At 70.4% G+C, this 20459-nt stretch carries 22 protein-coding genes and 1 pseudogene; 16 read left to right on the top strand and 7 right to left on the bottom strand.

The genetic code is table 11. From position 1 onward, the window contains the following. Positions 1-125: 125 nt before the first annotated feature. The 8 genes from IF04_RS0125330 (at position 126) to IF04_RS0125360 (ending at position 7255) form a co-directional block, all read left to right on the top strand. Complete coding sequence (locus IF04_RS0125330) at positions 126-770, top strand: HAD family hydrolase (RefSeq protein ID WP_030262316.1); 645 nt, start codon at positions 126-128, stop codon at positions 768-770. A gap of 66 nt (positions 771-836) precedes the next feature. Beyond that, complete coding sequence (locus tag IF04_RS0125335; protein ID WP_051831565.1) at positions 837-2099, top strand: MFS transporter; 1263 nt, start codon at positions 837-839, stop codon at positions 2097-2099. Continuing rightward, on the top strand, positions 2050-3225 hold the full coding sequence (locus tag IF04_RS0125340; RefSeq protein WP_030262321.1) for an acetoin utilization protein AcuC: 1176 nt from the start codon (positions 2050-2052) through the stop codon (positions 3223-3225). The genes IF04_RS0125335 and IF04_RS0125340 overlap by 50 nt, the downstream gene beginning before the upstream one ends. 241 nt (positions 3226-3466) lie before the next feature. Then, positions 3467-4282 carry a phosphatase gene (locus IF04_RS0125345; protein ID WP_030262324.1) on the top strand — a complete coding sequence of 272 codons (816 nt, stop codon included), beginning with the start codon at positions 3467-3469 and terminating at the stop codon, positions 4280-4282. Between the two features lie 128 nt (positions 4283-4410). After that, complete coding sequence (locus tag IF04_RS0125350) at positions 4411-4620, top strand: helix-turn-helix domain-containing protein (RefSeq protein WP_051831566.1); 210 nt, start codon at positions 4411-4413, stop codon at positions 4618-4620. A 163-nt stretch (positions 4621-4783) separates the two neighbouring features. Further along, positions 4784-4882: a 30S ribosomal protein bS22 gene (locus IF04_RS37755; RefSeq protein ID WP_003948845.1), complete on the top strand. Its 99-nt coding sequence runs from the start codon at positions 4784-4786 to the stop codon at positions 4880-4882. A 304-nt stretch (positions 4883-5186) separates the two neighbouring features. Next, positions 5187-6236: an NAD-dependent epimerase/dehydratase family protein gene (locus tag IF04_RS0125355; RefSeq protein WP_030262332.1), complete on the top strand. Its 1050-nt coding sequence runs from the start codon at positions 5187-5189 to the stop codon at positions 6234-6236. A gap of 14 nt (positions 6237-6250) precedes the next feature. Continuing rightward, entirely contained in the window at positions 6251-7255 is a 1005-nt protein-coding gene (locus IF04_RS0125360; protein ID WP_030262335.1) for a lysophospholipid acyltransferase family protein, read from the top strand. Between the two features lie 111 nt (positions 7256-7366). Here IF04_RS0125360 and IF04_RS0125365 read toward each other — a convergent pair whose 3' ends face one another. From IF04_RS0125365 to IF04_RS0125380, 4 genes are all read right to left on the bottom strand, one after another. Next, positions 7367-8572, bottom strand: a complete 1206-nt coding sequence (locus tag IF04_RS0125365; RefSeq protein WP_030262337.1) for a DUF5667 domain-containing protein — start codon at positions 8570-8572, stop codon at positions 7367-7369. Between the two features lie 315 nt (positions 8573-8887). Next, the gene (locus IF04_RS0125370; RefSeq protein ID WP_030262341.1) at positions 8888-9682 is read right to left on the bottom strand and encodes an ECF subfamily RNA polymerase sigma factor, BldN family; all 795 of its coding nucleotides are present in this window, start codon (positions 9680-9682) and stop codon (positions 8888-8890) included. Between the two features lie 516 nt (positions 9683-10198). Beyond that, entirely contained in the window at positions 10199-11107 is a 909-nt protein-coding gene (locus IF04_RS0125375; RefSeq protein ID WP_425428454.1) for an HAD family hydrolase, read from the bottom strand. Between the two features lie 261 nt (positions 11108-11368). Further along, positions 11369-11647, bottom strand: a complete 279-nt coding sequence (locus IF04_RS0125380) for a glutaredoxin family protein (RefSeq protein WP_030262346.1) — start codon at positions 11645-11647, stop codon at positions 11369-11371. Positions 11648-12032: 385 nt separating this feature from the next. On the opposite strand from IF04_RS0125380, the gene IF04_RS0125385 reads away from it, so the two are divergent. The 5 genes from IF04_RS0125385 to hemB are packed head-to-tail and all read left to right on the top strand — an operon-like array spanning position 12033 to position 17857. Next, positions 12033-12812, top strand: coding sequence for a redox-sensing transcriptional repressor Rex (locus tag IF04_RS0125385; RefSeq protein ID WP_030262349.1), 780 nt, complete (start codon positions 12033-12035; stop codon positions 12810-12812). Then, positions 12809-14257, top strand: a complete 1449-nt coding sequence (locus IF04_RS0125390) for a glutamyl-tRNA reductase (RefSeq protein ID WP_030262352.1) — start codon at positions 12809-12811, stop codon at positions 14255-14257. The genes IF04_RS0125385 and IF04_RS0125390 overlap by 4 nt, the downstream gene beginning before the upstream one ends. Further along, on the top strand, positions 14254-15222 hold the full coding sequence (gene hemC / locus IF04_RS0125395) for a hydroxymethylbilane synthase (protein WP_030262355.1): 969 nt from the start codon (positions 14254-14256) through the stop codon (positions 15220-15222). Before IF04_RS0125390 ends, hemC begins: the two co-directional genes overlap by 4 nt. After that, positions 15219-16868, top strand: coding sequence for a bifunctional uroporphyrinogen-III C-methyltransferase/uroporphyrinogen-III synthase (locus IF04_RS0125400; RefSeq protein ID WP_030262358.1), 1650 nt, complete (start codon positions 15219-15221; stop codon positions 16866-16868). Before hemC ends, IF04_RS0125400 begins: the two co-directional genes overlap by 4 nt. Further along, positions 16865-17857 (top strand): porphobilinogen synthase, encoded by a 993-nt coding sequence (gene hemB / locus IF04_RS0125405; RefSeq protein WP_030262362.1) that lies wholly within the window; start codon positions 16865-16867, stop codon positions 17855-17857. The genes IF04_RS0125400 and hemB overlap by 4 nt, the downstream gene beginning before the upstream one ends. Before the next feature lie 95 nt (positions 17858-17952). Here hemB and IF04_RS0125410 read toward each other — a convergent pair whose 3' ends face one another. From IF04_RS0125410 to IF04_RS0125420, 3 genes are all read right to left on the bottom strand, one after another. Continuing rightward, positions 17953-18144, bottom strand: a complete 192-nt coding sequence (locus IF04_RS0125410) for a DUF1059 domain-containing protein (protein WP_030262365.1) — start codon at positions 18142-18144, stop codon at positions 17953-17955. A 63-nt stretch (positions 18145-18207) separates the two neighbouring features. Beyond that, positions 18208-18513: a DUF397 domain-containing protein gene (locus tag IF04_RS0125415; RefSeq protein ID WP_030262368.1), complete on the bottom strand. Its 306-nt coding sequence runs from the start codon at positions 18511-18513 to the stop codon at positions 18208-18210. Further along, positions 18510-19232, bottom strand: a complete 723-nt coding sequence (locus IF04_RS0125420; RefSeq protein ID WP_425428450.1) for a DUF5753 domain-containing protein — start codon at positions 19230-19232, stop codon at positions 18510-18512. The genes IF04_RS0125415 and IF04_RS0125420 overlap by 4 nt, the downstream gene beginning before the upstream one ends. A gap of 270 nt (positions 19233-19502) precedes the next feature. Between IF04_RS0125420 and IF04_RS0125425 the strand changes: the two genes are divergently transcribed. From IF04_RS0125425 to IF04_RS39920, 3 genes and pseudogenes are all read left to right on the top strand, one after another. Further along, positions 19503-19862, top strand: coding sequence for an ATP-binding protein (locus IF04_RS0125425; RefSeq protein WP_037960704.1), 360 nt, complete (start codon positions 19503-19505; stop codon positions 19860-19862). Then, positions 19850-20053 carry a hypothetical protein gene (locus IF04_RS0125430; protein ID WP_051831567.1) on the top strand — a complete coding sequence of 68 codons (204 nt, stop codon included), beginning with the start codon at positions 19850-19852 and terminating at the stop codon, positions 20051-20053. Before IF04_RS0125425 ends, IF04_RS0125430 begins: the two co-directional genes overlap by 13 nt. Beyond that, positions 20050-20411: pseudogene (locus tag IF04_RS39920) on the top strand (DNA-binding protein). The gene IF04_RS0125430 and the pseudogene IF04_RS39920 overlap by 4 nt, the downstream one beginning before the upstream one ends. Positions 20412-20459 lie beyond the last annotated feature (48 nt).

Here is a 20459-nt window from a genome sequence, read left to right on the forward strand (position 1 = left end):
GATGGTACTGCAGGGGGGACCCTGTGGGAGAGTAGGACGCCGCCGAACAATCATTGTGGGAAAGCCCCGCACCGTATGGTGCGGGGCTTTTCTGCGTTTACGGCCCGACGTTTAAGGTCGGTCTCATGCGATACGACCTGGTCATCTTCGACAACGACGGTGTGCTCGTCGACAGTGAGCCGATTTCCAATACGATCCTGGCCGGCTACCTGACCGAGCTCGGGCATCCGACGACGTACGAGGAGTCCATCCGGGACTACATGGGCGCCGCGATACACCGGGTGCACGATCTCGTCGCCGAGCGGACCGGCCAGCGCCTGCCCGCGGATTTCGACTCCACCTTCCACGCCCGGGTCTTCGCCGCATTCGAGCAGGAGCTGACGCCTGTCACCGGAGTACCGGAACTGCTGGCGAAACTGGCGGCGGCCGGCACTCCGTACTGCGTCGCCTCCTCCGGGAGTCATGAGCGGATTCGCGTGGGGCACCGGAAGACCGGGCTCGACCGCTGGTTCCCGGACGAGCGCATCTTCAGCTCGGAGGACGTGGGGCGGGGAAAGCCGGACCCCGACCTCTTCCTGCACGCGGCCGAGAAGATGGGCGTCGCCCCCGAGCGGTGTGCAGTAATCGAGGACAGCCCGCTGGGCGTGCAGGCGGCGATCGCGGCCGGCATGGACGTGTACGGATTCACGGCCATGACCCCGGCCGACCGGCTGACGGGCGCGACCGCGCTCTTCACCGAGATGGCGAAGCTCCCGGACCTCCTCGTATGAGGCACTCAGAGGTACTTATGTGATTCATCTACCCATTGGTAGCGGCGAGTTCTACGCTGTCCCGCCATGACCGCCCCCACCGGGCTCATCCCTGAGCCCCGCCTCCGGCACGGCCGGGCCGCACTCGCCCTGAGCTTCTTCGTGCAAGGGGCGGTCTTCGCACTGCTCGTGACGCGCATACCAGCGATCCAGGACCGGTACGGGATCTCCGACGCCCTGCTGCCCGCCTTCCTCGCAGCCGTCCCGGTACTGGCCGGAGTGGGCAGCGTGGCGACCGAGCGCCTGGTGAAGCGGGTACGGCCCGGGCTCGTGCTGCGGTGCGTACAGCCGGTGGTCTGCCTGGCGCTGGTGGGCGTGGGGGCCGGTAGCGGCCTGGCCCAGGTGGCCGTGGCCCTGGGGGTGTTCGGGCTGGCGGTCGGGGCGCTGGACGCGTCGATGAACATGCTCGGGGTGAGCCTGCAGCGCGCCTACGGGCGCAGCATCATGCTCGGCTTCCACGCGGCGTACAGCCTCGGCGGCATCGTGGGCGCCTCGCTGGCCTGGGCGGGTGCGCACTGGGGGCTCTCGCTGGTCCTGCTGTACGGGCCGACCGCCGCGGTCGCCGTGCCGGCTGTCCTGGTCGCCGGGCGCTGGTACGTCGACCGGAGGCGACGCCCGGGCGCTGCTGCTGCCCAGGCCGGGCCGGCGACGGCCATGCGGTTCCTCCTCCCCCTCTGCCTCGTCATGGCCTTCGCGTACATCGGGGACTCGACGGTCTCCAACTGGAGCGCGAAGTATCTGCAGGACGTGCTGGGGAGTTCGGAGCAGCTGGCGACCGTGCCGTACAACGTGTACATGGTCACCACGCTCCTCGGGCGGACCGTCGGGGATCTGGGGGTGCGGCGGTTCGGGCCGGTCGCGGTGGTGCGAACGGGGGCCGTGGTGGCGGCCGCAGGGTTCGCGGTGGTGGCCGCGGCGCCCGGCGCGTGGCTGGGCATGGTGGGCTTCACGCTGCTGGGCCTGGGGCTGTGCGTGATCGTGCCGCAGACGTTCGCGGCGGCGGGCCGGCAGGCGTACGAGGCGCACGGTCCTGCGGGTGGTCCGGAAGCGTCGGATGCGGCCGTCGCACGACTGAATATCTTCAACTATGTGGGCTTTCTTGTCGGTTCGCCGCTCGTCGGGGCGGTGGGTGATGCCTGGAGTTACCGCGGGGCGATGCTCGTGCCGATGGTGCTCGTGCTGGTGACACTGGTGTATGCCCCATCGTTCGGCGGGGAGCGGGCCCGATACGGTGGCGGGCATGAGCGGCCGCGCACAGCTGATGTGGGACGAGGCAGTAACGGGCTATGACTTCGGTCCCGGTCATCCGATGGACCCGGTGCGACTCGCGCTGACCATGCGACTGGTCCAGGCGTACGGCCTCGACCGCGCGCCGGTACAGGTGACGGCCGCCAAGGCGGCGGGCCTGTCCACGCTGCGCCTGGTGCACCGCGAGGACTACATCGACGCGGTACGGCGTGCCTCTGCCGATCCGAAGGCCGCGGAGGTGGCGTACGGGCTCGGTACCGAGGACGATCCGGCGTTCGCGGGCATGCACGAGGCGTCGGCGCTGATCGCCGGGCAGTCGGTGGGTGCGGCGGAGGCGGTGTGGCGCGGGGACGCGCTGCACGCGGTGAACTTCACCGGCGGGCTGCACCACGCGATGCCGGGCGGCGCGGCCGGTTTCTGCATCTACAACGACGCGGCGCTGGCGATCGCGCGGCTCCTGGAGCTGGGTGCGCGCCGGGTGGTGTACGTCGATGTGGACGTGCATCACGGGGACGGCGTGCAGGCCGCGTTCTGGGAGGACCCGCGGGTCCTGACGATCTCGCTGCACGAGCACCCGCGCACCCTCTTCCCGCAGACCGGCTGGCCGGAGGAGACCGGCGCCGAGGGTGCCGAGGGCAGCGCGGCGAATGTGGCGCTGCCGGCCGGTACGGGTGACGAGGGTTGGCTGCGGGCTTTCCACGCGGTGGTGCCGGAGCTGGTGGCCGGATTCGGGCCGGACGTGATCGTCACGCAGCATGGCGCGGACACCCATTTCGAGGACCCGCTGGCGCACTTGGCGGTGAGCGTGGACGCGCAGCGCGCCGTGGCCGAGACCTGTCACCAGCTCGCGCACGACCACTGCGAGGGGCGCTGGGTGGCGCTGGGGGGCGGCGGTTACGCGGTGGTCGACGTGGTGCCGCGTACGTGGACGCATCTGGTGGCGATCGCGGCGGGGCAGCCGCTGGACCCGGCGACGGACATCCCGGAGGAGTGGCGGCACGAGGTGTACCGGCTGACGCGGCAGCCGGGGCCGCGGCGGATGACGGACGGGCGGGAGCCGGTGTTCCGGGACTTCGCGGACAGCGGGTACGACCCGGCGGACCGGCTGGACCAGGCGATTCTGGCGACGCGCCGGGCGGTGTTCCCGGCGCATGGGCTGCTGCCGTAACGGGGTTTGAGGCGGAGACGGGCGGCATACAGAAGCGCTGACGACGGGCCCCACTCAACCCCTACCCAGGTGGCGGGAGGGGGCATGCGGGGTGGTGGGGCGGAATGTCAGTGGTGGACGCCGGGGTGGGGTGCGAACGTCGGGGCGGAGCGCCAGTGGCGGAGCGTCAGGGGTGACACGGAGGTGTGATTACTGGGCGGTTCGGGCATGGGGGTCGGTGCGGGGCGCCACTATGGGCGGCGTGTTGAGCAGTGGCGCGCTGCGGGCGCATCTGGTCGGAGCACGGCTCGCGGGGTCGATCGCGACCTCGCGGGAGAAGAGCCTGAACCGCTACCGCCTCTTCGCGGCCGGCGACCCTCGGGCGCTCATCGGTCTGGAGCCTGTGGGGGACTGGTCCGTCGGCGATCTGCTCGGGCTCATGGGAGAGCAGTGCGGGGTTTCAGCCGATCCTGCGCATATTTCTGGCACGGATGTGATCGACCCGGACCGGACCGTCGCGGCACTGAACGCGTTCGCCGACCGGCTCGGTGAAGCGGCCGGCGAGCGCTCGCCGGTACTGATCGGCACGGGCCATCCGGGCCGCCTCACCGGCTTTTACGGCGGTCTGGCAGACGCTTTGTCGGCGGCGGGATGCCCTGTCCTCACCCCTGCGTACGGCATGAGTATCGACATAATGACCCGGTTTGGGGTACGTACGTACAACCTTGCGTACGTACGGGGAGTCGCGCGGATGCGCGAACCCGGCGTGTGGGGAGACCTCGGGGAGCCGGAAGTGCACACGCACTCCCCCCTCCCGGTTCGTAGTGCCCTTGGTGCTGCCGCAGACGCCTGTGGACCCCTTCCCGAGCTGGTGATCGGGGACCACGGATGGGTCTGCGGAGCAGGTCAGCTGGGCTTTGAGGCCATCGGCCTGGCGGATACTGACGATCCGGCGCTGTTCGTCGGGCAGGCGGAGGGACGGGTGTCCGTCGTAGTTCCGCTTGATGACGCTGTGCGGTCTGATTACTACCGACCGCTTACTCGCTATGTACTCAATCGAGCGTGTCTGTCACAGTAGGCGGCCGACGGCTACTCCTCTTCCCCACTCGCATCACCCGCCCCTAACCTGGGGAGTGAGCGCATAGCGACGAAGAGTCACCGGAGGGGAAGCCGGTGCCCGTCATGTGCGGAAGGACCAGGTGTGTCATGGCTGCAGAACAGAGGCCTTTGAACGAGGTCGTGTTCCTTACTGTGGCGGAAGTCGCCACAGTGATGCGAGTGTCCAAGATGACCGTGTACCGCTTGGTGCACAGCGGTCATCTGCCCGCGATCCGAGTGGGGAGGTCGTTCCGGGTTCCGGAGCAGGCGGTCCACGACTACCTCCGCGAGTCCTATGTGGGGGTGGAATCGGCCTGACGGGGGCCCGACAGGTCCCTTTGCGGGCCTGGTGAGGCCGTACGGAGGCCACGAATGACCCTCGGATTACGCCGTACGCTCGGCGCCGGGTAGGCTGGCCCGATGTAGGTAGTGTGGGCTCGGACGCCCCGCACCGAGTGATTCGAAGTGAGCGAGGGTAGTCGTGGGCTCTGTTATCAAGAAGCGGCGCAAGCGGATGGCTAAGAAGAAGCACCGCAAGCTGCTCAAGCGCACCCGTGTTCAGCGTCGCAACAAGAAGTAAGCGCAGCTGAGCGCGTTTCCGCAGCCCCCCACCGTTCGGTGGGGGGCTGTGGTGCGTTCGGGGGCACAACGAGCCCGCGCGGCACAGGCTCCGGGCCCGGCAGGGCACACATGCCCGGAAGCCGGGTACTCGGCGGAGCGGCACGACGTGAGCCGGCCCGGCATTCAGGACCGGACCAGGCCGAAACATGGCCGGGGCCGTCCACAAGTCATCACAGCGCAACACCGACCGGATAGCGTGGGCCGCCACATCTCGGCACGTGCGGGGACGTGCGGGGGACGACGGTGGGAAGGAAGGGCTGATCTTGGGCAAGGTCGTGCTCGTCACGGGAGCCGCACGTCAGCTGGGCGGCCGCTATGTGCGCCGCCTCCAGCGCGATCCCGACGTCGACCGGGTGATCGGCGTCGACGCCGTGCCGCCCGAGCACCACCTCGGCGGCGCCGAGTTCCTGAAGGCCGACATCAGACATCCGGCCATCGCCAAGGTCCTCGCCGAAACGGGCGTGGACACGGTCGTGCACATGGACATCCACGGCACCCCGCTCGGTTCCCGCGGCGGCCGCTCGGCGGCCAAGGAGACCAACGTCATCGGCACGATGCAGCTGCTGGGCGCGTGCCAGAAGGCACCGCACGTCAAGCGGCTGGTCGTGAAGTCCTCCGCGAGTGTGTACGGCTCCGCGCCCCGGGACCCGGCGGTCTTCACCGAGACCACCAGCCCCAAGTCCCTGCCCAGCGGCGGCTTCGCGAAGGACGTCGTCGAGGTCGAGGGGTATGTGCGCGGCTTCGCCCGCCGCCGGCCCGACGTCGCGGTCTGCGTGCTGCGGTTCGCCAACATCCTCGGGCCGTGCGCGGACTCCCCGCTCGCGGAGTACTTCTCGCTGCCCGTGCTGCCCACCGTCCTCGGGTACGACCCGCGGCTGCAGTTCGTGCACGAGGAGGACGCGATCGAGGTGCTGCGGATCGCGGCCGCCGAGCCGCGCAGGGGCACGCTCAACAGCGGTACGTTCAACATCGCGGGCGACGGCGTGCTGCTGCTCTCGCAGTGCTCGCGGCGGCTGGGCCGGCCCACGCTGCCGCTGCTGCTGCCGACGGTCACCTGGGCGGGCTCGATGCTGCGCTCGCTCGGCATCACCGACTTCTCGCCGGAGCAGATCCGGATGCTCACGCACGGCAGGGTCGTCAGGACGACCCAGATGCGCGAGACACTGGGGTTCGAACCGGCGTACACCACGGCCGAGACCTTCGCGGAGTTCGCCCGCAGCCGAGGTCCCGGCCTGCTGCCGCCCGAGACCGTCTCCCGTAACGTCGACCGGCTCGCCGCGCTGCTGCCCGCAGCCAGTGCCCAGACCCAGTGAGGAGTTCACCCACGATGGCGGACGCCAAGGTCATCCCGTTCGGCGAGGAGCCGCGGTCGCGGAGGAGGGCCAAGCGGTCGGCGGGCGCGGCGCGTAACGCGGCCCTGACGCCCGTACCGCCGCCTCGCCAGGAGGAGCCGGGGGCGACGGCGCCCGAGGGAGCGCCCGAGGAGCGGGGCGCGTCCTGGGAGCAGCGGATCGCCGGCGGCCTCAACTTCCTGCGCAGACGGCTCACCGGTGAGTACGAGGTCGACGACTTCGGGTACGACGAGGAGCTCACCGACCAGGTCATGATGTCCGCGCTGCGGCCGCTGTACGAGAAGTACTTCCGGGTCGAGGTGAAGGGCGTCGAGAACATCCCCGACAAGGGCGGGGCGCTGATCGTCGCCAACCACTCCGGGACGCTGCCGCTGGACGGCCTGATGCTCCAGGTCGCGGTGCACGACCAGCATCCGGCGGGCCGTCACCTGCGGCTGCTGGCGGCCGATCTGGTCTTCATGCTGCCGGTCGTCAACGAGCTGGCGCGGAAGGCCGGGCACACGCTGGCCTGCACGGAGGACGCCGAGCGGCTGCTGGAGCGCGGCGAGGTCGTCGGGGTCATGCCGGAGGGCTTCAAGGGCGTCGGCAAGCCCTTCTCGGACCGGTACCGGCTGCAGCGCTTCGGGCGCGGTGGCTTCGTGTCGACCGCGCTGAAGGCCGGGGTGCCGATCGTGCCGTGCTCGATCGTGGGCGCGGAGGAGATCTACCCGATGATCGGGAACGCCAAGACGCTCGCGCGGCTGCTGGGCTTCCCGTACTTCCCGATCACGCCGACGTTCCCGTGGCTGGGGCCGCTGGGCGCGGTGCCGCTGCCGACGAAGTGGACCATCCAGTTCGGCGAACCGATTCCGACGGACGGGTATCCGGCGGAGGCGGCGGACGACCCGATGCTGATGTTCAACCTCACGGACCAGGTGCGCGAAACGATTCAGCACACGCTCTACAAGCTGCTGGTGCAACGGCGTTCGGTCTTTTTCTGAGGCCGCCACGGCCGCGCGCATGCGACGGCGCCCGGTGTTCTTCTGGAGGGAAGGACCGGAAGAACACCGGGCGCCGCCGGGCCGCGGAGGCGCGCTGCGATCGCCGCGCCGCTACTCGTCCTGGCCGTCGACGCCGAGGCCCGGGAGCAGGTCCGGGAGCAGCGGCGGGATCGTGACGTCGGGCTCGGCGGGGCGGTCGCTCTTGTGCTCGCCGTCCGAGGGGGAGGGGCTGTCCTTGGCGGGCGGGTCGAGCAGGCCGCCGGTGTTCCCGCCGAGCAGACCGTCCTCCTTCGGCGGGGACGAGGACGGGCGGGGCGTGGGGGAGTCGTGCTCCTTGCCGCTCGCGGACGGGCTGCCGGAGCGGGACGGCGCCGTCGGGTGGTCCTCGGCCGTGCTGCCCGAGGCGGACGGGGTGCCGTGCTGGGCGCCCTTGTCCGTGTCCTTCTTCGGCAGCAGTTGGCGCAGTGGCCCGACCTCCTCGTCTATGGCGTCGAAGACCGAGCTGACGTCCTGGGAGACGTCGGCGAGCTGCACCGGCAGCCGGTCGCGCAGCTGTGCCCAGCCCTCGCGGTGCGAGGCGGTGAAGGAGTCCAGCGCCTGGATGGCGCCGAGCGACCCGTCCCGTTCGTACGCGTCGTGCAGCAGGCGGTGGCCCGTGCCCGCGTCCTGGGTGACGCCCGACAGCGACCTGCGTACCTCGGAGAGGGTTTCGTGCTCCAAGGGCCCGGACTTCAGGCGCTCCATCAGCCGGCGGGCCTCGTGCATCCGGCTGGACGCCTGGTCGAGGTAGAGCCGGCCGCGGTCGGAGTCGTCCTCGGCCATGCCGAGCTTGAGGTCCTCCATGCCGCGCTTGAGGCCGTAGAGCGAATCGCCGGGCAGCGCTTCGGAGCTGGCGGCGGCCACTCCGCTGAGCGCGCCGGCCGCCACGCCGACCGTCAGCCCGCCGGCGGCGAGCCTCCTGGACAGCCGCGACCGTGGGCGCAGCCGGCCGAGCGACTTGGCGGCGCGGTGCGCGCCTCGCACGCCGCGCTGCTGGGGCACCTTCGCGCCGTCGGAGGGTGCGCCGCCTTCGGCGAAGGCGGCTTCCATCGCGGCGATGAGCTGCGCGCGCTGGATCGTGCGCGCTTCCGGGTCCAGCGTGGGCTTGGGGAGCTCCCCCAGGCCGCCGACGACTGCCAGCAGCCGGGCCGTTTCGGGCTCCGCCGGCTCCTGCCCCGGTGTGTCGATCTGCTCATCGGCCGCGCCCTGGAGGTCCTGATCCTCCAGCGCCTGGGCGAAGGCGTGAGCCCGCCGGTGCGCCGATACGTTCGCGATCACGGGCGGCACCTCCTCTCATCATCCCGCTCGACTCCCCGGACTGGCTTGACGATCCAGCAGGGCCGGAAGGCTGCACACCCTGCGCGCAACCACTCGATCGAGTGAGTGGCCGCGGGCATGGCGTGTCCGCAGGGAGCCTGCATTCCGCACAACGAGCGGCGAGGTACTCGGGTTACGCCCTCACGATGATGTGACGGACCGGTACCGCGTGATGGCTGAAAGTGATGGCCTGGTCAGGGCTTGGCGGCACAATAAGAGTGGTGTGGGGGACGGATGTTCGGGGAGGGTGCGGCGCGAGGAGGGGAGTGGGCGACGTCAGCGGGCGTCGTCCGGCAGCAGCCGCGCGAGGGTCCGGACAGCGCGGTACTGGAGGGTCTTGATCGCTCCTTCGTTCTTGCCCATGACGCGGGCGGTCTCGGCGACCGACAGCCCTTGGAGGAACCGGAGCGTGACGCATTCCTGCTGTTGGGGGTTGAGTTTGCGGACGGCTTCGAGGAGGGCGGCGTTGGACAGGGATTCGAGGACGGAGTCCTCGGGGCTGCGCTCGACCTCGTTGGCGTCGAGCATCTCGCCCGTGGTCACCTCCAGGCGGAAGCGCGAGGACTTGAAGTGGTCGGCGACGAGGTTGCGCGCGATGGTCACCAGCCAGGCGCCGAAGTCCCGGCCCTGCCAGGTGAACGTGCCGATCCGGCGCAGTGCGCGCAGGAACGTCTCGCTGGTCAGGTCCTCGGCGGTGGCCCGGCCGCCGACGCGGTAGTAGATGTAGCGGTAGACCGTGTCGGCGTACTGGTCGTAGAGGCGGCCGAACGCGTCGGCCTCGCCCGCCTGGGCGCGCTCGACGAGTTCCATCATGCGGCGGCTGTCGCTGTCGGCGGGGCGGCGGGCGGTGGTCGTGCCACCGCGGCGCGTACGGCTGCCGGCGGATCGTGCGCCGACGGCGGTCCTGGCGTCCGCCAGGGCGTAGCAGGGGCGGGCGGGTCCTGCGGCAGGTGCGGGTGTGGCGAGGGCGGGGACGGTGTACGCGGTGGGGACAAAACTGCGCAGGTGGTCGACGAGTGTCGTACGCAGCGTAGCCAGGCCCGAGGCGTCAACCCCGACGTGTGGGTACACGGGACTCCCAGAGGCAGAGCTTCCATCACGTGCAGTGCGGGACCGTTCACCCGCGGTAGGGGCTTATGGGTTCCGGTTTGCGTCTGAGGAGAATAACGCTTCGTACAGGCAGCGCTACACCCAGTTGCTCAAATCGTCGATTCCGTCTGGTCTGTTACGTATTTCTGGTCGTTCAAGTATCAGATGTTGAACAGGTATTGATCGGAAAGTGACGTGATCTGCCTGGTTAGAGGGCGTGTTGTGGCGTACCGGGCGTCGCGCGTCTGACCGCGGACCGGTGGGGTATGAAGAGGGTTTGCCCTGCACACAGCGGTACGGGTGTTCGTACGGGGCGCGTAGAAGCACCCTCAGGAGTGGCGCTGCGAAGGGCAGCGCGAAAAAACTGGCGTGCGCCGTCGATGTGATCATCGGTGGGCGGGCCGCCCCCGGCCGATTCGGTGACGGTGTGTAACGTCCATCCCCGTGCTGGAAGTTGGGCGAGCTTCCGGTTATAGGGCTCGCCCAGGAGTGCCGTCGCTACCGGCGCCGGCGCTGCAGGGCGACAGCCGCCGCCGCGCCGCCCGCCACCGCGCCCACCCCGGCCGCCGCCGGAATGCCGATCTTGGCGGCCTTGCGGCCCGTCCGGTAGTCGCGCAGCCGCCAGCCCTGCTCGCGCGCGTGCTTGCGCAGCCGGGTGTCGGGGTTGATCGCGTAGGGGTGGCCGACGAGCGAGAGCATCGGGATGTCGTTGGCGGAGTCGCTGTACGCGGCGCAGCGTGAGAGGTCCAGGCCCTCGGCCATGGCCAGTGCCCGTACCGCCTCGGCCTTGGCGGGCCCGTGCAGCGGCTCGCCGACCAGCTTGCCCGTGTAGACCCCGCCGACGGACTCGGCGACCGTGCCGAGCGCGCCGGTCAGGCCGAGCCGACGGGCGATGATCGTGGCGGTCTCCACGGGGGCCGCGGTCACCAGCCACACCTTCTGGCCCGCGTCCAGGTGTGCCTGGGCGAGCGCGCGGGTGCCGGGCCAGACGCGCTCGGCCATGTACTCGTCGTAGATCTCCTCGCCTATGGTCATCAGCTCGGAGACGCGGTGGCCCTTGACGATGGAGAGGGCGCTGTTGCGCACGTCCTCCATGTGCTCGGGGTTCTCCGAGCCGGCCAGCCGGAAGTACGCCTGCTGCCAGACGAAGCGGGCGAGGTCGCGCTTGTGGAAGAAGTGCCGTTTGTAGAGGCCGCGTCCGAAGTGGTAGATCGCGGCGCCCTGCATGACGGTGTTGTCGAGGTCGAAGAAGGCGGCGGCGGCCTCGTCGCCGACGACCGGGAAGTCCGGCTCGGCGGCCTCGGCTTCGCTGTCGGCGGTCGCGGCGGCGGCCTCCGCCGCGGCCTGCGCTTCGGCCTCCTGGGAGCTCTTGCGGGCGGCCTCGGCCGCCGCCTCGCCGGCCAGCACGCTGCGCGCGGTGGCGGGGCGCCGGTGACGGGTGAACCACCCCGTCACAAGGGACGGAATGCCCGTGACGAGGGGCGCACTGAAGGGGCTCCTGCCGGGGCGGTGCTCGGGCGACGGGTCGGCCATACGGCGAGCATAGCCAGTTTGTTCGGTGCCCCTGGTTACGCACGCATGTCAGGCAGGTACGGCGCTGCCGACGGTCGCGTTACGGCCACACCGCGTGGCGTCGGCGCGCCCCGGCCACGGCGCCTGAGTACGCCCTCAGGCGCCCAGCGCCTTGCGCAGCCGCTGCGGGTCGACGCGCCAGAAGTCGTGCTGTGCGCCGTCGACGAGGATGACCGGAATCTGCTCCCAGTATTTGCGGTAGAGCTCTTCATCCTCGGTGATGTCGCGCTTCTCCCAGGCGGCGCCGGTGTCGGCGCAGACCGCCTCGATGATCTTCTGTGCGTCGTCGCACAAATGGCACCCCGGCTTGCCGATGAGCGTGACCGTGCGGTCGGCGGGGTTCTTGCGCGGGGTGCGGCGGAGGAGCGGGGCCATGCCGCCATTGTGCCCCTGCCGGGCCCGTCCGCACCTGTGCCACCAGGACAGGAGCGGCTATGACGGCCGTCACGAACCCCCTGTCGGAGAGGCGGGTTCCCGTACCATCGATGGGCGATTTAACGGTGTACGGGGGGTAAACGGCGAGGAGAGTGGCGGCGTGCTCCCGTTCACGGTCCTGCGTTATCCACGCGAAGCGTGTGAACGGAGTGACGGAGGATGCGGTTCCGCGAATTGCCGCAATAAGTGCGTGACACCGGTCACGTTGACGGGACAAAGCGGACACCATCTTTGTGCACGCGTTCACAAAGACATAGCCTGCTATCGACAGGGCGGTCTTGAGACATTTGGCCGTCCAAAGCCCCGCTCTACCCGCAGGAGCACCGTGGCAACTGGCCGAACTCACCGACCGGCGACCCGAAGCCGAGGGATCCCCGAGGCCACCGTCGCCAGGCTTCCGCTGTATCTGCGTGCACTGACCGCGCTCTCGGAGCGTTCGGTCCCCACGGTCTCCTCCGAGGAGCTGGCCGCAGCGGCGGGGGTCAATTCTGCCAAGCTGCGCAAGGACTTCTCGTACCTGGGCTCGTACGGCACCCGCGGCGTGGGCTACGACGTGGAGTACCTCGTCTACCAGATCTCGCGGGAGCTCGGCCTCACGCAGGACTGGCCGGTTGTGATCGTCGGTATCGGTAACCTCGGCGCGGCGCTCGCCAACTACGGCGGCTTCGCCTCCCGCGGCTTCCGCGTCGCGGCCCTGATCGACGCCGACCCGGCCATGGCCGGCAAGCCCGTCGCGGGCATCGCCGTCCAGCACACCGATGAGCTCGAGAAGATCATCACCGACAACGGCGTCTCGATCGGCGTGATCGCGACCCCCGCGGGCGCCGCCCAGCAGGTCTGCGACCGCCTCGTCGCCGCCGGTGTCACCTCCATCCTGAACTTCGCGCCGACCGTGCTGTCCGTCCCCGAAGGGGTCGACGTGCGCAAGGTCGACCTGTCCATAGAGCTGCAGATCCTCGCCTTCCACGAGCAGCGGAAGGCCGGCGAGGAGGCCAGCAGCCAGGACGCCGCGCAGCCGGTCACGCCCCCCGTGCGCCCGGCGCCCGCCGACGACTCCGACCGCAAGGGACCTGACGGGGACGTTCCCGCCGTGATGCCGGCATGAGCCTGCTCGTTGTCGGTCTGAGCCACCGCAGTGCACCGGTCAGCATCCTGGAGCGCGCCGCGCTCGCGCCCGACTCCCGCGGCAAGCTGCTGCAGGACGTCGTGTCGGCCGAGCCCGCCGCCGAGTCGGCCGTGCTCTCCACCTGCAATCGCATCGAGCTCTACGCCGACGTGGACAAGTTCCACGCCGGTGTGGCCGAGCTGTCCACGCTGCTCGCCCAGCACAGCGGCGTCAGCCTGGACGAGCTCACGCCGTACCTCTACGTCCACTACGAGGACCGCGCCGTCCACCATCTGCTGTCCGTGGCCTGCGGCCTGGACTCCATGGTCGTCGGCGAGGGCCAGATCCTCGGCCAGATCAAGGACGCGCTCGCCCTCGCGCAGGACCAGCACACCGCCGGGCGGCTGCTGAACGACCTGTTCCAGCAGGCCCTGCGGGTCGGCAAGCGCGCGCACAGCGAGACCGGCATCGACAAGGCCGGCCAGTCCCTGGTCACCTTCGGCCTGGAGCAGCTCGCGGGCGCGGCCGGCGGTCACGACGCGCACTGCGTCCTCACCGACGACGCCGTACCGGACGCCACCGCCCCGCTCGGCACCCCGGGCGTGGACGCCTGGGCCCGCGGCAAGCGTGCCCTGGTCATCGGCGCGGGCTCGATGTCCTCGCTCGCGGCCGCCACCCTGGCGCGCGCGGGCGTGAGTGAACTCGCCGTCGCCAACCGCACCGTGGAGCGCGCCGAGCGGCTGACCGAGATCCTCACCGAGCCGGGCAGCCCCGGGCGCGCCAACGGCCTCACCGCGCGCGCCGTCCCGATGTCCGAGGTACCGGCCGAGCTGGCCGCCGCCGACATCGCGATCTCGTGTACGGGGGCGACTGGGCTCGTCCTCACCGGCGAGGCGGTCGCGACGGCCGCCGAGGGCCGTAAGGACCGGGAACTGGCCCTGCTCGACCTGGCGATGCCGCGCGACATCGACGGCGCGGCCCACCGGATCGCGGGCGTCCACCTCGTCGACATCGAGTCGCTGGCCGACGCGTCCGCCGACGCCCCCATGGCGTCCGACGTGGACCAGGTACGCACCATCGTGTCCGAGGAGGTCGCGGCCTTCGGCGCGGCCCAGCGCGCCGCGACGATCACGCCGACCGTGGTGGCCCTGCGCACCATGGCCGCCGATGTGGTCGCCGCCGAGATCGCGCGGCTGGACGGCCGCCTCCCCGACCTGGACGACAAGCAGCGCGCGGAGATCAACCAGACCGTGCGCCGGGTCGTCGACAAGCTTCTGCACGCGCCCACCGTGCGGGTCAAGCAGCTCGCCAGCGAGCCCGGTGGTGCCGGGTACGCCGACGCGCTGACCAAGCTCTTCGACCTCGACCCCCAGACGGTCGCCGCCGTCAGCCGGGCCGACACGCGCGCGGACAGGCACGACACAGCACGGGAGCAGCGCTCATGACGCACCACGCATTGCGACTCGGGACACGGCGCAGCAAACTCGCCATGGCCCAGTCCGGACTCGTCGCCGAGGCGGTCCGCCAGGTCACCGGGCGGCCCGTCGAGCTGGTGGAGATCACCACGTACGGCGATGTCTCGCGCGAGCACCTGGCGCAGATCGGCGGTACCGGCGTCTTCGTCTCGGCGCTGCGCGACGCGCTGCTCGCAGGCGAGATCGACTTCGCCGTCCACTCGCTCAAGGACCTGCCGACCGCGCAGCCCGAGGGCCTGGCCCTCGCCGCGATCCCGGTCCGCGAGGATCCGCGGGACGCGCTGATAGCCCGCGACGGCCTGACGTTCGAGCAGCTCCCCGACGGGGCGCGGGTCGGTACCGGCTCGCCGCGCCGCATGGCGCAGCTGAACGCCTGGGCGCGGACGCTGGGCCGTCGTATCGAGACCGTGCCGATCCGCGGGAACATCGACACCCGCATCGGTTACGTCGAGAAGGGCGAGCTGGACGCGGTCGTACTGGCCGCTGCCGGGCTCAACCGCCTCGGCCGCACCGGCGAGGCGACGGAGCTCCTCTCGCCGGACGTAGTTTTGCCCGCCCCCGGCCAAGGGGCGCTTGCGGTGGAGTGTGCCGCGACCAATGTGCACCTCGCCGCCCGGCTCGCCGAGCTCGACGACCCGTTCACCCGGGCCGCCGTGACCGCCGAGCGTTCCCTGCTCGCCGCCCTGGAGGCCGGCTGCTCCGCACCTGTGGGTGCGCTGGCCGATTTCCAGGCCGGCGAACGGGCTGTCACCGAAATGCGCCTGCGTGGCGTCGTCGGCACGACCGACGGCAGCACGTTGGTGCAGCTGTCCACCACCGGTCACGTACCCACCTCCCGCGACGACGTTTCAGTACCGGCGACCATGGGCCGTGAGCTCGCCGCCGAGATGCTCGCCAAGGGTGCGGCCGGTCTTATGGGGGAGCGAGCACTTTGAACCCCACCGCCCCTAACCACCCCGCCGCCGGCCAGGTCACCTTCCTCGGTGCCGGGCCGGGAGATCCGGGTCTGCTCACGCTGCGCGCCGTAGAGGCGCTGTCCCACGCGGACGTGCTGATCGCGGACCCGCAGGTGCTCGACGTCGTCCGCACGCATGCCCGGGCGAACGTGGACACACCGCTGCAGGCTTCAGCTGACGAGGCGTCAATCCCCGCCGATGTCCCCACGCTTCGGGACACGACCAATCTTGTCATGGGCGCCGCGCGCACCGGCAAGCGGGTCGTGCGTGCCGTGTCCGGAGACCCCGGTCTCGACGCCAATGTGGCCGAGGAGATGCTGGCCTGCGCCTCCGAGGGCATCGGCTTCGAGGTCGTGCCGGGCATCGCCGCAGCGGTCGGCGTGCCCGCGTACGCCGGCGTGCCGCTGCGTGATGCGCAGGGCACCGACGTCCGCTTCGTGGACGCCCGTACGGCCGACGACCGCTGCTGGTCCGAGGTCGGCGCCAGCGACGCGACCGCGGTCGTCTCCACCACCCTCGACTCGGTGGCCGCGGCCGCCGGCGAGCTGGTCGCGGCGGGCCGCAAGCCCGACACCCCGCTGACCGTCACGATCGCCGGTACGACCACCAAGCAGCGCACCTGGACCGCCACCCTCGGCACCATCGCGCAGACGCTGAAGGCCGCCAAGGTGCTGCCCTCGGCGGACGGCGGCCAGCCGGTCATAGCCGTGGTCGGCGAGCGCAGCGCCGCCGCGCAGCGGGACCAGCTCTCCTGGTTCGAGTCCAAGCCGCTGTTCGGCTGGAAGGTGCTCGTGCCGCGGACGAAGGAGCAGGCCGCCTCGCTCTCCGACCAGCTCGTCTCGTACGGCGCGGTGCCGCACGAGGTCCCGACGATCGCCGTCGAGCCGCCGCGTACGCCCCAGCAGATGGAGCGCGCGGTCAAGGGCCTGGTCACCGGCCGGTACGAGTGGATCGCCTTCACCTCCGTCAACGCGGTGAAGGCCGTCCGCGAGAAGTTCGAGGAGTACGGCCTGGACGCCCGCGCCTTCGCGGGCATCAAGGTCGCGGCCGTCGGCGAGCAGACCGCCAAGGCGCTCATCGCCTTCGGCGTGAAGCCGGACCTGGTCCCGAGCGGCGAGCAGTCGGCCGCCGGTCTCCTGGAGGACTGGCCCCCGTACGACCCGGTCTTCGACCCGATCGACCGCGTCTTCCTCCCCCGCGCCGACATCGCCACCGAGACCCTGGTGGCGGGCCTGATCGAGCTGGGCTGGGAGGTCGACGACGTCACGGCCTACCGGACCGTACGGGCGTCCCCGCCGCCCGCCACGACCCGTGAGGCCATCAAGGGCGGCGGCTTCGACGCGGTACTTTTCACCTCGTCTTCGACGGTGCGGAACCTCGTCGGCATCGCCGGCAAGCCGCACAACGTGACCGTGATCGCCTGTATCGGCCCGGCCACCGCGAAGACCGCCGAGGAGCACGGGCTGCGCGTGGACGTCATGTCGCCCGAGCCCTCGGTGCACAAGTTGGCCGAAGCGCTCGCGGACTTCGGCACGGCCCGGCGCACCGCCGCGGTCGAGGCCGGTGACCCCGTCACCCGTCCGAGCGAGCGCCGGCCCGGATCGCGCAGGAGGGCACGCAGTTGAGCAGTACGTACGGACGTTTCCCGGGTGCGCGGCCGCGGCGGCTGCGCACCACCCCCGTGATGCGCCGCATGGTCGCGGAGACCCGTCTCCACCCGGCGGACCTGATCCTTCCCGCGTTCGTGCGCGAGGGGATCTCCGAGCCGGTGCCGATCGGCTCCATGCCGGGCGTCGTCCAGCACACCCGTGACACCCTGCGCAAGGCGGCCGTCGAGGCCGTCTCCGCGGGCGTCTCCGGGATCATGCTCTTCGGCGTCCCCGAGGACGCCAAGAAGGACGCGGCGGGCACGGTGGGCACGGACCCCGACGGCATCCTCCAGGTCGCCCTCCGGGACGTGCGCTCCGAGGTCGGCGACGATCTCGTGATCATGTCCGACCTCTGCCTGGACGAGTTCACCGACCACGGCCACTGCGGCGTCCTGACGCCGGACGGCCGGGTCGACAACGACGCCACGCTGGAGCGGTACGCGGAGATGGCCCGCGTCCAGGCCGATGCCGGCGCCCACACGGTCGCCCCCAGCGGCATGATGGACGGCCAGGTCCGCGTGATCCGCGAGGCCCTGGACGGCGCGGGCCACGCGGACGTCTCGATCCTCGCCTACACCGCGAAGTACGCCTCCGCCTTCTACGGCCCCTTCCGCGAAGCGGTGGGCTCGTCGCTGCAGGGGGACCGCAAGACCTACCAGCAGGACGGCGCCAACGCCCGCGAGGCCCTGCGCGAGCTGGCCCTCGACCTCGAAGAGGGCGCGGACATGGTCATGGTCAAGCCGGCCATGCCGTACCTCGACATCCTCCGGGATGTCGCGGAGTCCGTCGACGTGCCGGTCGCCGCGTACCAGATCTCCGGCGAGTACGCGATGATCGAAGCCGCCGCGGAAAAGGGCTGGATCGACCGCGACGCGGCGATCCTGGAGGCCCTGACCGGCATCAAGCGCGCCGGCGCGCAGAACATCCTGACGTACTGGGCGACGGAGGTCGCCCGCCGTCTCTGACTCTGACGCCTCTGACGCCTGCGGCGTCGCTGTCCGATCACTGAGCCCCCGCCGTCCACCTGGACGCGGGGGCTCTGGTCATTCACGTCTTCGATCTAGGCGTGCTGCGGTACCTCGTCCTTGAGCGAGTCCCTGACCATCCGACGGAGCTCCAGGCTGTCCGTGTGACCGTGCACGGACACAGCGTGCTCAGCGGCGGCACGCACGACTTCTTCCTCCTCGCCGGAAATGACAAGGGTGCAGTTCATCTCGCTGGGAGAATCCCGGCAATCGGCGACCTTACGCATGACGCGATCACCTCCTCACCCCTCCAGTGTCGCCCCACGCATCGCCCGCCGCATTCGCGCCGGTCAGTCCCCCTCTGCGGCATACGCCGCGAAGGCCGCCCAGGCGTCGGGAGCGACGACCAGCTGGGGCCCGTCCGGGTCCTTGGAGTCCCGGACGTGGACGGTGGCGGGGGAGGTGGCGACCTCCACGCAGGCGCCGCCTTCGCTGCCGCTGTGGCTGGACTTGTGCCAGGTGTGGGCGACCTCGACGCAGGCACCGCCTTCGTCACCGCTGTAGCTGGACTTGTGCCAGGCATGGGCGACCTCTACGCAATTGCCGCCTTCGCTACCGCTGTAGCTGGACTTGAACCACTTCAGTGCGGCGTTCATCGCTCTCCTAGCAGCCGGTCCAACAGGCCTTTGGTTACCTCGACGTTGAGAGCCTGTGTTCGCAGCATCGCATACTTGCGGGCCAAGATACTGACCTCGTCAGGGTCGGAGACGAGATGGCTGCCACGCTGTGTCTCGATATACGCGAGGTGATCGTGCTCGGGAGTTTCCAGCAGCACAAAGGGACCGTCGAGGGCGGCGTGACTATGGCGGCCGAGCGGCATGATCTGGAGGGAAACCCCGGGCAGATCGGCGCAGTCCCGTAGGTGCCGCAGTTGTTCCGCGTGTACCTCGTCGCCGCCGAGCCGGTCCCTCAGCACCGCCTCGGAGATGACGAAGCTGACGCTGGGCGGGACCTTGCGGCGCAGGATTTCCTGGCGCTCGATCCGTGCCGCTACCTGGCGTTCGATCTCCCCCTCGTCCAGGACGGGCTCCCTGCTCCGGAAAACCGCGCGAGCGTAGCCCGGGGTCTGGAGCAGGCCGGGCAGGACCTGGTTCTCGTACGAGAAGTGGGTGATCGCCTCCCGTTCGTAATCGATGAACTCCGCTGCCCATACCGGGAACTTCTCGATCTCCGGCATGTACTCGACGGCCACCGCCAGTACGCCCCGCGTCCCCAGTTCCAAGTCGATCCGATCGGCAAGATCAGGCTTCAGGGGACGTCTTCCCTGCTCGATCGAGGCGATCGTCTCCTCGCCGATGCTCAGCCGGTCGCCCAACTCCCGCTGGGTGTACCCAGCAAGGCGGCGGAACAGGGCGAGTTGGGCGCCTACGAGGCGGAGCGTCGTCGCGTTCTTCCTGCGACTGGGATGATTCCGGGGCTGCATGGGGACCCACTCCCACCATTTTCCGTGCGTCACGCGCGCAGAACCCGTACAGCGAATCTGTACGGGCTGACGGACTGCTCCAGCGTAGTTACGGAGAGCAACCTTTGCGGCGTGAATGAGAATGGAGTCCGGGAGCGTTTTTACCCGCGTACACGCAGATCCGTGCCGGCGGCAAGGGAGTTCGCGCGCCGCGCGCTCGCCGACTGGGGCGTCGGGGAGGCGCGTACGCAGGACGCGCTGCTGTGCGTGAGCGAGCTGGTGACGAACGCCGTGCGGCACGGCGTACCGCCGGGGCGGGGGTTCCGGCTCCGGCTTCTCCGGGCCGGTGAGGCCCTCGTACGGATCGAGGTGCACGACTCGGGGCCGGGGCACCCACGCGTCGCGGACCCGGCGGAGGACGGGGATGAGCGGGGGCGCGGCCTGCTGCTGGTAGAGGCCGTCGCAGACAAGTGGGGGGTCGGCGAGCGGGACCCCGGCAAGATCGTCTGGTGTGAGGTGGGACTGAGCAGGTGGCTGAGCTGAAGAAGTTTACTGACAACGTCTCCGGCTACGTTGCCGAGGCCGTGGCGCGCCAGATCAGGCACCAGCTCCTCGGTGAGGACCTACGGCGGCATGAGGAGGAGCAGGGAGCCTTCAGCGAGGAGGAGCTGACCGAGGCGCGAGAAAGGATCTTCGGGACGGATGGGCCCGGCAGTCAGACGAACACCCCATGAGCAGGCGTTTCGAGACCATCGGTGTGGGCTCCGAGGGCTTGTCTGCCTCGGTGGCCCAGGACCGCAAGGTCCTGGCGATCTTCCGGGTCTTCCACGAGATGGGCACCGACCTCGTCGTCGGCGCGTACGCGATCGACGAAGTCGGCGCGAACACGACCGTCGGAGTCGGCCAGAGCAGGCGGCGAAGGCCGCGGCGGAACTGCTCAAGGCCGCTGGGCTGCACGGTCACAAGTACGCGATCGACGCCACCGTCGCCGAGACCGCGCTGCGGCAGCCCGGCCCCGTCGCGATGGTGACGTCGGACGTCGATGACATGCAGAAGCTGTGCGGGGGGCGCGTACGGCTCATCGCCGTGTGACGCGGCGGTGGCCGCCACCCCAAGGGAGTGGCGGCCACCGCGACGGCG

The sequence above is a fragment of the Streptomyces violens genome, from assembly GCF_000717745.1.
GTDB classification, from domain to species: Bacteria; Actinomycetota; Actinomycetes; order Streptomycetales; family Streptomycetaceae; genus Streptomyces; species Streptomyces violens.

What these genes read in the sequence shown, in the direction of transcription:
- hemC (WP_030262355.1), top strand. Translation starts at nt 14,254, where the DNA reads ATGACGCACCACGCATTGCGACTCGGGACACGGCGCAGCAAACTCGCC.
- IF04_RS0125360 (WP_030262335.1), top strand. Translation starts at nt 6,251, where the DNA reads ATGGCGGACGCCAAGGTCATCCCGTTCGGCGAGGAGCCGCGGTCGCGG.
- IF04_RS0125415 (WP_030262368.1), bottom strand. Translation starts at nt 18,513, where the DNA reads ATGAACGCCGCACTGAAGTGGTTCAAGTCCAGCTACAGCGGTAGCGAA.
- IF04_RS0125380 (WP_030262346.1), bottom strand. Translation starts at nt 11,647, where the DNA reads ATGGCCCCGCTCCTCCGCCGCACCCCGCGCAAGAACCCCGCCGACCGC.
- IF04_RS0125335 (WP_051831565.1), top strand. Translation starts at nt 837, where the DNA reads ATGACCGCCCCCACCGGGCTCATCCCTGAGCCCCGCCTCCGGCACGGC.
- IF04_RS0125390 (WP_030262352.1), top strand. Translation starts at nt 12,809, where the DNA reads ATGAGCCTGCTCGTTGTCGGTCTGAGCCACCGCAGTGCACCGGTCAGC.
- IF04_RS0125410 (WP_030262365.1), bottom strand. Translation starts at nt 18,144, where the DNA reads ATGCGTAAGGTCGCCGATTGCCGGGATTCTCCCAGCGAGATGAACTGC.
- IF04_RS0125340 (WP_030262321.1), top strand. Translation starts at nt 2,050, where the DNA reads ATGAGCGGCCGCGCACAGCTGATGTGGGACGAGGCAGTAACGGGCTAT.
- IF04_RS0125330 (WP_030262316.1), top strand. Translation starts at nt 126, where the DNA reads ATGCGATACGACCTGGTCATCTTCGACAACGACGGTGTGCTCGTCGAC.
- IF04_RS0125350 (WP_051831566.1), top strand. Translation starts at nt 4,411, where the DNA reads ATGGCTGCAGAACAGAGGCCTTTGAACGAGGTCGTGTTCCTTACTGTG.